The following is a 12,177-nucleotide window of genomic DNA, read 5'->3' on the forward strand; positions in this document are numbered from 1 at the left end:
TACCGCCCCTTTCAAGGAGGTTCGGGTGAGAACAGCACGCCGTACCAGAAGACGTGGCCGGTTCGGACTGATCGCCGCGGTGTCCGGTCTGTTCGCCACGGCGGCCCTCGGGACTGTCGGCACGAGTGCGGCCGCCTCGTCCGCGTCCGCCGCTTCCTCGGCGTCCGCCGCTTCTTCCGCGGCCACCGCCACGTCCCCGTCCGCCTTAGCCTCTGTGGCCGCCTCGGCCGTGGAGTCCCTGGATGTGCCGGGCACCGCCTGGACCGTGGACGAACGCACCGGAACGCTGCGTGTCCTCGTTGGCTCCACGGTCCGGGACGCCGACCGGGCCAGGCTCGACCGCACCGCCGAGCGGTGGGGCGGCGCCGTCACCGTCGAGCGGCTGGACGGCCCGCTGCGGGCCCTCCTCTCCGGAGGCGACGGGATCTACTCCGCCGCGGGGGTGCGCTGCTCCGCGGGGATCAATGTGCAGAGCGGCGCCACGTACTACTTCGTCACCGCGGGACACTGCACCGATGGCGGCGCCACCTGGTACACCGACTCCGATGCCACCACCCCGGTCGGCCCGACCACCGGCACCAGCTTCCCGGGCGATGACTACGGCGTCGTCCGGTACGCCAACACGGCCGTTCCGCACCCCGGCACCGTGGGGACCGTCGACATCACCGGGACCGCCACCGCCCACGTCGGCCAGCAGGTCTGCCGCCGGGGTGCCACCACCGGTGTCCGGTGCGGTGTGGTCACCGCGCTCAACGCGACCGTCAACTACGGCGGCGGTGACATCGTCTACGGCCTGATCCAGACCAATATCTGCGCCGAGCCGGGCGACAGCGGCGGCCCGCTCTACGCGGGCGACAAGATCATCGGCATTCTCTCGGGCGGCTCGGGGGACTGCACCTCCGGAGGCACCACCTACTACCAGCCGATCCAGGAGGTGCTCAGCGCCTACGGCCTCACCGTCTACTGATACCGCCCACCGCGCCGACGGGCGATCCCGCCGACGGCGATGTCGACGGCCAGGAAGGCGGCAAGAGGGATGCCGAGGAGCGGTAGCCAGTAGCCGATCACGGCGGTGGCCGCGGCCAAGGGGAGGAGGACATGCACCGGCACCCGCCGCCAGGCGCCGCGGGGGACCGGGCGGCCGAACGCGGAGGCGCGGCCGCGCTGCCACCACATGCGGTAGCCCCAGACGATCAGGAGGATCAGCGCGAGCGCGAGAGCGGCCAGGGCGATCTGGTTGACGAGGCCGAAGAGGTTTCCGGTGTGGAGGTCGATGCCCCAGCGGGTGAGCTTGGCGAGCACCGGATAGTCGGCGAACCGCTGGACATCGGTCACCTCGCCCGTGGCCGGATCGATGGCCACCGAGTCCTGCTTCTCGGGCCAGCTGCGCTGGATCTGGCTGACGACATACGCACTGCCGGGCTCGGCGGGCGGCACGATCTCGACCGGGTCGTCCAGGTCCTCGGCGCGGGCGGCCCGCAGAACGGTGTCCAGGCCCACATCGGCGGTGTGCCCGGCCCTCTCGCCCGTGCCGCCCATGTCCATCCCCGGCATCGAGCCGGATCCCATGTGGTGTCCGGCGTGTTCGCCGCCGCCGACGGTGGCCGAGACGGCCGGGGTGGTCTGGCCGATGGCGGTGCGCAGGTCCTCCACATGGGCACCCGCGTAGGTCGACCAGGTCAGACCGGTGGCGGACAGGAACAGCAGCCCCAGCGCCACCCACAGCCCGACCGCGCCGTGGAAGGACATGGTGCGCTTGCGACCGGTGGCGGCGCGGTCGGGCAGGGCGACCGCCCGCGGCGTGCGCCTCTTACGGCGACGGCTGAGCCAGAGCACCACACCGCCGAGCGCGATGACCCACAGCCAGCTGGCCGCGAGTTCGCTGTAGAGGCGGCCGGGCTGCCCGAGGTGCAGATCGCGGTGGAACTCATCGATCCAGGTGCGCAGCGGAAGGGCGCCGCTGGAGCCGTACTGCTCCAGCGCGCCGCGCGTCTTCCCGGTGTACGGGTCGACGAAGACGGCCAGCGTGTGATCGGGATCGACGCCCTTGACGCCGGAGAGCAGCACCCGGGTGGTGGCGCCGTCCTCCGGGGAGGGCCGCACGGCGCTGATCTCACCCTCCGGGTGTGCCGTGCGCGCGGCCGCCACCTGCTGGGAGATGGGCAGTTCGCGGTCGCCCACGGGGACGCGCAGCTCATGTCCGTAGACCAGCCTCTCGGCCTGGAACGATCCGGCGTACAGCAGCCCGGTCACGGCCGCGACCAGCAGGAACGGTGCGACCAGTACCCCCGCGTAGAAGTGCAGCCGGAGCACCAGCGGCCGCAGGGCGGCCCATACGGACCCACTCGGCCCGGGTCTGGTGGGTCCGGTGGGTTCGCCGGGCCCGGTGGGGGAGTGCTGCTCCCTGTCCGCGGCACCGTCCGGGGAGTCGCCCGTGGCCGGGGCGAGGGGTTCAGCGGACATGGACGACTCCTGGTTCGGGGGCAACGGCGGGAGGCGGACGCATTGCTGCCCGCGCCGGTTGAGTCGTCGGCGGAACGCGCGGCCGAGTTCCGGGCATCTTCTGTGAGCTGGCTCACATGGGGTTGGGTGGAGGCGGTCACGGGCCGGGCTTGTCATCCGCGTGCCGATGATGGGGCCACGGTGCTTGTCACACCGGTGATGAAGATTGAGCCGCCGTCACGCACACCGGCCACGGCTGGCACCATGGCTGCCATGTCCGCCGGGCCACCGTTCCGCCTCGCACGAGCCGCCGTGTTCGCGGCGGTGTGCGTCGTGGTGACGGCGCTCGGACACGCGCTGATGTCCGGTGACACCCTGCCGGTGTGGTCCGTGGCCGCCGCGTTCGCCGGGACGACGGCCGCCGCGTGGTGGGTCGCCGGGCGGGAGCGCGGAGCGCTGGTCGTGACCGGTGCGACGGTGGTCGCGCAACTCGGCCTGCATATGGTGTTCCGGTGCGCGGAGGCGACAGTCGCCCCCGTGGCGGGGAGCGCCATGGGCGACGGGGCGCGGGGGACGCGGGACACGGGCGCCGCCCCGATGAGCGGCGGCGCCATGGGCCATATGCACCACGGTGCGGACGCGATGTCCGCCACCGCGCCGTCCATGGGCCAGTTGCCGTGGCCCTGGGCGGGTCCGGGTGGCCCGGGCATGGCCATGGTCCACCTTCTCGCCGCGCTGATCTGCGGGTTGTGGCTGTGGCGCGGTGAGCGGGCCGTCTTCCGGCTCGGCCGCGCGCTCGCGGCCCTGTTGTTCGTCCCGCTCGTTCTCGTCCTGCGGATCCTGGGCGCGAGCGCCACTCCGCCGCCCGCGTGGCCGTCCGCACCGGCCACCGCCCGCCGGTTGCGCGGAGCCCTGCTACGGCACGTCATCCTTCGCAGAGGGCCACCGGCGCGGTTCGCCACCCGCTGAACCGCCCGTCCTTCCCCCGCCCTGGTGGACGGGCGGAGCACCGGCGCCTGCCCGGCGTCGGTCCCATCCGTCGGCACCACCGCCGCTCGCCGCCCCGCCACGTCCTCGTGTGCCGGTGGCGCCTGCCGGTGTGCCGTCCACCGCCTTCCGAAGGACGTTTGACGATGCCTTCTCCCACCCTGTCCGCCACACCGAGAAGAGCCGTGCCGCCCGCCGCCGTCCACGGGCACGGCTTCGCCACCGCGGCGCACGACCGCCAGGTCACCGAATGGGCCCTGGCCGCCCGTGACGGCGACCGCGACGCGGTCGACCACTTCATCCGCGCCACCTACCGCGATGTGCGCCGCTTCGTACTCCATCTCACCGCCGACCCCCACGGCTGCGAGGACCTGGCCCAGGAAACGTATGTGCGGGCGCTGACCGGGCTGTCGCGCTTCGCGGGCCGCTCATCGGCCCGTACGTGGCTGCTGTCGATCGCCCGTCGGGTGGTGGTCGACCGCTACCGCACGGCCGCCGCCCGTCCCCGCACCCTGGACGCGGACGACTGGCAGGAGGTGGCCGAACGGGCGCAGCCCGCCGGGCTCCCCGGGTTCGACGAGGGGGTGGCGCTGATGGATCTGCTGGCGGCGCTCGCCCCGGCGCGCCGTGAGATGTTCCTCCTCACCAAGGTGCTCGGCCTGCCGTACGCGGACGCCGCCACCGCCACCGGCTGCCCCATCGGCACCGTACGCTCCCGTGTGGCCCGCGCCCGCGAGGACATCAGCGCACTGCTGGCCGCGGCGGAAAGGGCCGCGGAACCGGTGCGGTTGGCGGGCTGAGCCCACGCGACGATGCGGGGCGCGGCGGGCGGCGGGCCCTCAGCGGCCGCCTGCCGCGCCCGGCTGTGGCGGTGGCGTACGGAGCGGACGTCTGCGAGCGCACACTTGACCCTCACACCGTGTGAGGCGCTGAACTCGGAGCCGTCATGTTCACCATCGGAGACTTCGCCCGGCACGGCCGCGTCTCGGTCCGGATGCTGCGCCACTACGACGCCACCGGACTGCTGCACCCGGCCCATGTCGACCCCGCCACCGGATACCGCTCCTACTCGGCCGCCCAGCTCAGTCGGCTGAACCGGATCATCGCGCTGAAAGAGCTCGGCTTCACCCTCCAGCAGGTGCGGGACATCGTGGACGACAAGGTCGGCACCGAGGAGCTGCGCGGCATGCTGCGGTTGCGGCGGGCCGAACTGGAGGCCACGGTGGCCGCCACGGCGGCACGGCTGGTGCAGGTCGAGGCGAGGCTCCGGTCGATCGAGAGCGAGGGGCACATGCCCACGAACGACGTCGTCATCAAGGCCCTCCCCGCGGTGCGGGTGGCGGAGCTCACCGCGACCGCCGCGGGTTTCGACCCCCAGGAGATCGGCCCGGTCATCACACCCCTCTACGACGAGCTGTGCCGACGCCTCGCCACGGCGGGCATCACCCCGACGGGCCCCGGTGTGGCGTACTACGAGGACGCCCCGGAAGGCGGCGGCGCCGTGACCGTCCACGCCGCCATGCAGGTCTCCGCCCCGCTCCGGGACGACGAGGACCTGAGGATCCTCGATCTGCCGCCCGTCGACCGGGCCGCGACCATCGTCCACCGTGGCCCGATGGACGCGGTGGTGCCCACGGCCCAGGCCCTGGCCCATTGGATCGACGGCAACGGCTACCGGTCGGCCGGATACCCCCGGGAGATCAGCCTGGAGTGCCCGGAGAACCGCGACGAGTGGGTCACGGAGCTCCAGGCACCGGTGCTCCAGGTCTGATGGCGGACGGGTCGTAGCGGAACGACGGGCCCGCCGGGCGAGGCGGTCGTCAGGAAGCCTGTGGGCGGTTCCCGCTACGGGGGCGACCCGCCCCGGGCGGTTCGGTGCGCGGGTCCGCCCCCAGCCGCCTCAGCTGTTCGAAGTCGGCCGTGTCCATCCTCTCCAGGATCTGCAACTGCCGTGCCAGGGCGTCGGTTTGGCCCTCGGCATCGTCATGCCGCCGGAGCGCCGCCGCCGTGGTGATGTGGAAGCGGGCCAGGGCCACCTTCAGACTGCGGCTCTCCAGGATCATCCGGTAGCGGGTCTCCTCCGCCAGCGCGTCCTGCACCGAGCGGACCGGCCGGGCGAAGAACAGCGTGACGATCTGCCCGACACCGAGCGCGCCGAGCACCGCGGGGCTCTGCCACCCGATGCGGTCCGGGAGGAAGACGCCGACGAGCGACAGCAGAAGTGCGCTGGCCAGCAGGCAGGTGCCCAGCCCCAGCAGGAACTTGCTGGCGAAGCCCACCGTGTGCTGCGCCCGTCGGAGGCGTTCGGCGGTCTGGATGCGGTAGTCCCGCATCCTGGCGTCCTCGTAGGACAGAATGCCCTGCTTGTCCTGGATGTAGGAGGAGTAGCCCACGAACTCCGCGTCCCCGCCGCGGGAGAGACGCCGGTCGTCGTCCGGCCGCGAGCCCAGGAAGCGGGCCAGCTCCGCCAGACCGGTCATCACCTCGGTGTGCAGCACCCGCTGGCAGAAGTCCAGTGCCGTCAGATGGCGCTCCAGGGTCCTGCTGGCGGTGAGCGCGTCCGAGACGACGAGCTGCCGCACGTCGTAACGGGAGCGGATACCGGTCAGCAGCAGCTGGACCTTGATGTCGGTGAGGACACCGATCACCACGACATGCGTGGTCTCCTGCCGTCCGTCACCCAGCAGACCGTCGAGCAGCGTCGTCAGCGGCGCCGGTTCGCTGAGGTCGGGACGTCCGCCGGAGCTGTGCTGGAAGTCGAAGAGGGTGTTGGACCGCACATGGTGGACCCGGAGTCTCCCGCCCCAGCCGCTCCCGGCGTCCGCGGGCGCGCGCAGCTCCGGGGCCAGCAGTTCCGTGAGCCCGTCGACGTAGGCCGCTCCCCAGGTGCCCGCCTCGCAGTGCGCCCCGTACTGCCTGCGCTCCAGGTCGTACGCCTCTCCCGGGACATGCCAGTCACGGATGTTGATCAGGTGCAGAACGCCGTCGCCGTGGCCGCGCGTCCGGGAGCCGACGGTGGCGTCGAGGAAGCGCGCCAGTGGCGAACGGCGCAGCTCCGCCTCGGACAGGACCCGGCGGTGGCCCTCCGTGCGGAGGGACGCACCGCTCTCGCTGTCCAGCAGCAGCTTGGAGACCGCGCTGTCCGGCAGGGACAACTGGCAGTCCAGATTGAGGAAGAAGTCGTTCTGCAGACACTGTGTGATGAGTACGTACTGCGACGGTGCCGAAGGCTCCATCCGCTGCCCCCCGTGGGTCCGAGTGTGCCCTTACGGTGTGCCACGCGTGCTCAGCGCGGCAGCAGCGGCCACTGGCTGGACAGCCGCATGGCGGCCTCCGTGACCGCCGGATCGCCTGACTCCATGGCCACGCCGTCCAGATAGGCGTGGGCCGCCGCCTCGTACAGCTCGTCGACCGCGTAGAGCCGCGCCTCATGGGCCGCTCGGCGGGCGTCCGCCCGGGCGCCCATGGTGGCCTCGGCCTCCCTGGCGCGCTCGGCGCCCACGAGATCCGTCTCGATGTCCCGCTCCAGCTCCCGCAGCCGTTCGGACGTGGTCCGGTACGCCGCCAGATACGGATGCTCCTCGCCCAGCCCGATGAGGAAGGCGATACCGCCGGAGAGCAGCAGCAGCGCGATGAACATCCAGGACACGCTGTGCGGGTCCAGGTGCAGGGACTCGATGAGGCTCGGCGGGTCGCTCACGCTGTCCCCGACATCCGCCGCCACATCGGGCGGCAGATCCAGCGGGGGCTCCTCCCGGAACGCCACCTTGGCCCGCAGATCCCCCAACGCCCAGGCCCCGTACGCCCATATGCCCAGCAGGGCGAGGGCGGGCACGGACGACAGCCGGACCGCACCGGTGGCGGAGCGGCGCCGCAGGATCCAGCCCGCGATATGCGGGGCGAGGACCATCGCCACCGCCACGGCCACCATGAGGCTGTAGGAGAGCAGAGCGGCGAACCGCCCGACACCGTGGAGATTCTCGAACACCGAGTAGTAGACGGGCAGTTCGACCACGATCAGGGCGGTGAGCACCCCGAACTTCATCCAGCGCGGCATACCCGGGCGCGCCGCCGCGCCCTCCCATGCCGCCCTGGTGGACAGGGCCCGCTCGGCCGCGTCCGCCTCCGCCACCGGATCGTGGTCGGACACCGTCTGCCAGTCGGGGTGGCCGCCGGGGTTTCCCGGCCCGTCGTCGTGGCGCGTGGCGCCCGGCCGTCCGGGACCGGTGGCGTACTTGGCATCAGTGGCATCAGTGGCGTCGTTGGCTCCGGCGGGCATACGGGCGCGCAGCCACCGGCGCTCGAAGCCGCCCCGTACGGTGTCGCGGAAGGTCTGCCACCGGTCGGCCCGCCGGGCCAGCCGGTCCAGTTGGGCGGTGGTGACCGTCTGCCGCCGCTCCAGGACGGCCCGCCACCGACCCGCCCGCTCCAGCCGCACTCCGGCGGCGGTGGCGGCCGCCCGCACCCGGCTCGCCTCCAGTGCGCCGTCCTCCTCGGCCCGCGCCTGCTCCTCGGTGAGCCGGTGTCTGACCTTGTTGCGCAGACTGGCCAGTTCGGCGAAGTAGGACACCCGGTCGGGGCTGGCCAGCACCCAGGGGTCGAAGACCTTGTGCGTGGCCGCCGAGGCGCCGTGCTTGCGCGCCCGGTCCAGCAGCCAGGCGCTGTCACCGGCCCGGATCACATCCGAGGCGATGGGCTCGGGCTGCGGCAGCGCCCCGTCGGGGAACCGCCGCGCGGCCGTCCGCCCGCCGCGGCGCCCGCGGTCCGGGTCGGCCCCGCGGCGGCGCGGCCTCAGCCGCCGCGGGGCCCCGTCGTCACCGGCGGTAGGTGGTGTGGACATGTGCCTTCACCCTCCCCTCCAGAAGCTCCGTCCAGAAGGAGTTGAACTGCTCGTACCGGGAGGTGTCGGTGCCGTACTTCATGCCGTAGCCCACCGGGTAGACATCGGCGCCGGACAGCTCCGGGCTGCCGTGCGACCTCAGGAAGTCGTCGATGACGGTCCGGCGGCTCGCGGCGGTGGACAGGTCCTGCCGCCCCAGTCGGAAGTCGGTGTCGCTCTGGTCGAAGTCGCTCACCACCAGGACGTCGAACGACGCGTCGGCGCCGGACGGCTTGGACAGCCCGATGCGCGACAGGCCCCCGAGCACATCGGAGCCGGGCTCCTCCTTCTGGGCGCAGCGCAGCAGCTTCAGGGCGTTGGAGAGCGCCACCGCGCGCAGGGTGGTGCGGGTCCGCTCGCGGTCGGCGGTCTTCGAGGTGTCCGGATCCAGGTCCAGCGGGCTGACCTGGCACTTGGACGCCTCGGACACTTTGGTGATGGGGGCGAAGGACGTCTTGCGGCACTTCCTGTCCGCCAGGAACGTCTGCAGGGTGGCCTTGAGTTTGGCCTCCGCGTCGAAGCCGGTCCGGGAGGCGTCCGCCGAGCCGGAGCCGTCGACCACGACGCCACAGCTCTGGGAGTAGCGTGACGGCCCGTCGGCTCCGCAGGCGGTGGCGCCTGCCGCGAGGGCGAGTGCCAGCGCGGCGGTGAGCGCGCGCCGACGGCTGCGGGTCTGGGCGGTCATCGCGCGGTCCTCCCGTCGACGCGGTCGGCGGTGTTCTGCCGCTCGAGTATGTGCAGCGCCCGGGAGGTGGCCGTACGGGCGCTGTCGTCGTCGGCCAGCAGCCAGACGTCGGGCCGGTACCAGGACCCGTCCAACTCCACCCGGCCGGGCAGCCAGTCCCCGGGCGGGCGCCGGGGGAGCCGGGAGAGCTGGGGGTGGGTCTCGCGCACCGCGTCCCAGTAGCAGGCCAGTCGCTGATTGGCCTGGTCGACCACGGCCTGGGCATGCGACCGGCACCGGTCAACGCTGGTGCGCCACTGGCCCATCCAGTGGCCGTACCGCGCGAGCGCCGCGGGCCGGGGGTCCTCCCGGACGTCGTACTGGGTGACCACGCGCACCGACTCCGCGCGCAACCTGCTGAGGAGGGCGTGCTCCCGCCCGATGAGGGCGGCGCGCATCTGCTCGGTGGCCCGGCGGACGCCGGTGCGCACCTCCATCACATACGGGGTGATCAGCAGCTCGGGGGCCGGTGGCTCGATGGGCGGCGGTGGTGTCTTGCCCCGCTGCTCCTCGGGCGGGGCCGGGAGCGGGATGCGGGGGACGCCGCGGGCGCCGTCGCGCCTGCCCCGCCACCGGGCCGCGAAGCGGGCGGTACGGCCGAGCCTTCCCCGGCGCACCACCCCGTTGACACTGTCAGTTGTGATCATGGAAATGGATCCCCCGATTTCCCCGGTGCGGAAATTCCCGCCCCGGGCAGCCGCATTGCGGGCAGCCGCATTGCGGACACTCGAATTCCGCTTTCTTCCGCAAAGCCGATGCCGATGCCGATTCGATTCCTTGGCAGACCGTATCGATGAGGTCGTACCCGGGAATGCTCCCCATAGGACACGATCCTGAAAACGCCCGGAAGTCGACCGGAGAACGCCCTCGCCGACGCCTGACGCCGGGTCATACTGGAACGGTTCCGGGGCCACGCCCCATTGATCATGAATCGCGGAACACGGCCTCGGGGGAATGGGAGATGGGTCGGTGGAAAACGTTCCAGGGTGCGCGGAGCCCATGCTCCGGATCAGTCAGACGCACTTTCCGGTGGAGACCCTGGGCCCTGGGCGGCGCCTGGGCATCTGGTCCCAGGGGTGCGGACTGGCCTGCCCCGGCTGTATGTCCCGGCACACCTGGGATCCGTCGGGCGGCGCCTCCCGTACGGTGTCGTCCCTGCTCGGGCTGTGGCGCGGGGCGTTGGCCCGGGGCGCCGACGGGCTGACGGTCAGCGGCGGCGAGCCGCTTGACCAGCCCGCCGCCCTCGGGGCCCTGCTGGCCGGGGCGGCGCGGGCACGTGCGGAGGCGGTGGCACCGGGCGGCCCGGCGGCGGGCCGCGAGATCGACATCCTCCTGTACACGGGATACGAGGAGGAGGAAGTGGCAGCCGACGCGGCGCGCTCCGCCGCCGTCCGCCACGCCGATGTGCTGGTCACCGGGCGCTTCCGGACGGCCGAGCCCACCGCCCTGGTGTGGCGCGGCTCGGCGAACCAGCGCATGCGGGCGCGCACGGCGCGGGGGCGGGCGCGCTACCAGGAGCACATGGCCCGGACGGAGAGCGGGCCGCGTCTGCAGATGGTCGAGGGGGACGGCGATGTGCGGCTCTACGGAGTGCCGCGGCGCGGCGAACTGGCCGCGCTGGAGCGGCGGTTGCGACGGGCGGGGATCGCCCTCACCGGCGCGAGCTGGCGCCCCTGAGCGGGGAGACCAGCCCGGCCGGTGCGGTGCGCGGCGGGCCGTCCGGTACGGCGTACGGTCGCCCGGTCGGCAGGGCGCGCGGCGGGCCGGGCAGCCGTGGCCGGGCGCGTGGTGGGCCCAGCAGCCGTGGCCGGGGGTGCGGCGGGCCGCGCGGCCGTGGCTCCGGTTGCCGTGGCCCGGGCCGCCATGGTCCTCGCCGCGGTGCTCACGGCGCGCCCACCGCCTCGGCGATCTCTCGGCTGCGGACCACCAGGTGCACTCGCCAGCGCCCGTCCCGGGCGAGTTCGTCGCGGATCGCCCAGCGCAGCCAGGTCGCGCTGACCCCCGGTGCCAGGCCGCCCCGGCCCGCGCCGAGCAGTGGGAAGCAGATCGAGGACAGGGCGGGCTCGTAGCGGTCGCGCTCGGCCCGGGCGAGCGCGAAGCACGCGCCGACCGCGCGGGCGATGCTCTCCGGGCGGACCTCGTACGTATCGTCCAGCGGTGTGGCCACCGCGGCGTGGTAGATCCGCCGGACGCCGCGCGCCGCGAGCGCCCCCGGCGAGGTGGGCACCACCGTGCCCGGCCGGATCGGCAGCCCGGGGCGGCCATGGGCGCGCAGCCACGCGGCCAGTTCGCGGGCGAGCACATCATCGACGATCTCCCCGGCGGGGTCGCGTACGGCGGCGGCCAGCCGCAGCGCGCCGGAGACGGTGGGACGGAAGGTCTTGGACATCTCCAGGTAGACGTTCTCCGAGGAGACCAGCACCTCGACGTCCCGCAGCAGTTCGATGGGCGAGACATGCAGGGTGAAGCTGCTCCGCGCGTCCACCGGCACACTGCCGACCCGCAGCGGAGGTTCCTGGCCGATCGGGCCGCTCGTGCCGGTCCGCGAAAGCGCGCCCTGCCCGGCCGTGCCCTGCGCTGTCGTGCTCGGTGCGTCGGAGCCGGAGCCGGAGAGGTGCGGCGGCTCGCGCAGGACGGTCAGTACGGCCTCGGCGAGCTGCTGGATGACCTGCGGTTCCTGGTGCTTGCGGAATCGCTCGGAGGTGACTCCGTACACCGCGGCGGCCGTCTTGCGGCGGTCATGGGCGGGCGCGCCCCGGCGGTCGGGGAGCAGCCCGAAGGTATGGGCCGCGGCCCGGCCGAGCAGGTCCCGCTCGCCGAGGCGCCGTACCGCCTCCCTGAGCAGCGCCTCGATACCGGCCGGTGCGTCGTCGGAGCCATCGCAGAAGCCGCCCGCCACGGCCGCGGCGCGCAGCCCCGGCCGATCGATGCCGCGCAGATCTGGCAATCCGGGTCTGCGTATGCCTTTGAGTTCTTCCAGGAGTTGATCGTATGTGGGCAAATTTGACTCAAATGGCTCCTGACTCATGGTCACCAGGCTAGCGACCGGCCGGGAAAGAGGAAATCGGCCTCCCGGTTGCCGTTCCCTGCCGGGCTTTGTGCCGCGTACCGCCGGTAATTCACATCGTGCTGGAACAGATTTCCG

The 12,177-nt window shown here is 72.9% G+C and carries 11 protein-coding genes; 5 read left to right on the forward strand and 6 right to left on the reverse strand.

The window, feature by feature from the left end:
* Positions 1-25 precede the first annotated feature (25 nt).
* Positions 26-967 (forward strand): S1 family peptidase, encoded by a 942-nt coding sequence (locus tag VT50_RS26390; protein WP_075200438.1) that lies wholly within the window; start codon positions 26-28, stop codon positions 965-967.
* Here the strand turns inward: VT50_RS26390 and VT50_RS26395 are convergent.
* The gene (locus tag VT50_RS26395; RefSeq protein WP_046087987.1) at positions 961-2,463 is read right to left on the reverse strand and encodes a PepSY-associated TM helix domain-containing protein; all 1,503 of its coding nucleotides are present in this window, start codon (positions 2,461-2,463) and stop codon (positions 961-963) included. The genes VT50_RS26390 and VT50_RS26395 overlap by 7 nt on opposite strands.
* 252 nt (positions 2,464-2,715) lie before the next feature.
* Here VT50_RS26395 and VT50_RS26400 point away from each other — a divergent pair, with 252 nt between their 5' ends.
* From VT50_RS26400 to VT50_RS26410, 3 genes are all read left to right on the forward strand, one after another.
* Positions 2,716-3,411, forward strand: coding sequence for a hypothetical protein (locus VT50_RS26400; protein ID WP_046088011.1), 696 nt, complete (start codon positions 2,716-2,718; stop codon positions 3,409-3,411).
* A 164-nt stretch (positions 3,412-3,575) separates the two neighbouring features.
* A complete protein-coding gene (locus VT50_RS26405; RefSeq protein ID WP_046087988.1) occupies positions 3,576-4,229 on the forward strand; it encodes a sigma-70 family RNA polymerase sigma factor in 654 nt (217 codons plus the stop codon).
* A 146-nt stretch (positions 4,230-4,375) separates the two neighbouring features.
* Positions 4,376-5,200, forward strand: coding sequence for a MerR family transcriptional regulator (locus tag VT50_RS26410; RefSeq protein WP_046087989.1), 825 nt, complete (start codon positions 4,376-4,378; stop codon positions 5,198-5,200).
* 49 nt (positions 5,201-5,249) lie between these two features.
* Here the strand turns inward: VT50_RS26410 and VT50_RS26415 are convergent, their stop codons facing one another.
* From VT50_RS26415 to VT50_RS26430, 4 genes are read right to left on the reverse strand one after another with little or no spacing between them, the layout of a single operon-like run.
* Positions 5,250-6,665: a hypothetical protein gene (locus VT50_RS26415; protein WP_046087990.1), complete on the reverse strand. Its 1,416-nt coding sequence runs from the start codon at positions 6,663-6,665 to the stop codon at positions 5,250-5,252.
* 50 nt (positions 6,666-6,715) lie between these two features.
* Positions 6,716-8,269 carry a hypothetical protein gene (locus VT50_RS26420; protein WP_046087991.1) on the reverse strand — a complete coding sequence of 518 codons (1,554 nt, stop codon included), beginning with the start codon at positions 8,267-8,269 and terminating at the stop codon, positions 6,716-6,718.
* Positions 8,244-8,993, reverse strand: coding sequence for a hypothetical protein (locus tag VT50_RS26425; protein WP_046087992.1), 750 nt, complete (start codon positions 8,991-8,993; stop codon positions 8,244-8,246). Before VT50_RS26425 ends, VT50_RS26420 begins: the two co-directional genes overlap by 26 nt.
* A complete protein-coding gene (locus VT50_RS26430; protein ID WP_046087993.1) occupies positions 8,990-9,679 on the reverse strand; it encodes a hypothetical protein in 690 nt (229 codons plus the stop codon). Before VT50_RS26430 ends, VT50_RS26425 begins: the two co-directional genes overlap by 4 nt.
* A 352-nt stretch (positions 9,680-10,031) precedes the next feature.
* Here VT50_RS26430 and VT50_RS26435 point away from each other — a divergent pair, with 352 nt between their 5' ends.
* Positions 10,032-10,709: a 4Fe-4S cluster-binding domain-containing protein gene (locus VT50_RS26435; protein ID WP_240529314.1), complete on the forward strand. Its 678-nt coding sequence runs from the start codon at positions 10,032-10,034 to the stop codon at positions 10,707-10,709.
* Positions 10,710-10,914: 205 nt separating this feature from the next.
* Here the strand turns inward: VT50_RS26435 and VT50_RS26440 are convergent, their stop codons facing one another.
* Positions 10,915-11,979: a macro domain-containing protein gene (locus tag VT50_RS26440; RefSeq protein WP_240529315.1), complete on the reverse strand. Its 1,065-nt coding sequence runs from the start codon at positions 11,977-11,979 to the stop codon at positions 10,915-10,917.
* Between the last annotated feature and the right edge of the window lie 198 nt (positions 11,980-12,177).

This window comes from Streptomyces antioxidans (assembly GCF_000968685.2).
GTDB lineage: Bacteria > Actinomycetota > Actinomycetes > Streptomycetales > Streptomycetaceae > Streptomyces > Streptomyces antioxidans.

Excerpts from the sequence above, each read along its gene's own strand:
- VT50_RS26395 (WP_046087987.1), bottom strand. The coding sequence starts at position 2,463 with ATGTCCGCTGAACCCCTCGCCCCGGCCACGGGCGACTCCCCGGACGGT.
- VT50_RS26400 (WP_046088011.1), top strand. The coding sequence starts at position 2,716 with ATGTCCGCCGGGCCACCGTTCCGCCTCGCACGAGCCGCCGTGTTCGCG.
- VT50_RS26405 (WP_046087988.1), top strand. The coding sequence starts at position 3,576 with ATGCCTTCTCCCACCCTGTCCGCCACACCGAGAAGAGCCGTGCCGCCC.
- VT50_RS26410 (WP_046087989.1), top strand. The coding sequence starts at position 4,376 with ATGTTCACCATCGGAGACTTCGCCCGGCACGGCCGCGTCTCGGTCCGG.
- VT50_RS26415 (WP_046087990.1), bottom strand. The coding sequence starts at position 6,665 with ATGGAGCCTTCGGCACCGTCGCAGTACGTACTCATCACACAGTGTCTG.
- VT50_RS26420 (WP_046087991.1), bottom strand. The coding sequence starts at position 8,269 with ATGTCCACACCACCTACCGCCGGTGACGACGGGGCCCCGCGGCGGCTG.
- VT50_RS26425 (WP_046087992.1), bottom strand. The coding sequence starts at position 8,993 with ATGACCGCCCAGACCCGCAGCCGTCGGCGCGCGCTCACCGCCGCGCTG.
- VT50_RS26430 (WP_046087993.1), bottom strand. The coding sequence starts at position 9,679 with ATGATCACAACTGACAGTGTCAACGGGGTGGTGCGCCGGGGAAGGCTC.
- VT50_RS26435 (WP_240529314.1), top strand. The coding sequence starts at position 10,032 with ATGCTCCGGATCAGTCAGACGCACTTTCCGGTGGAGACCCTGGGCCCT.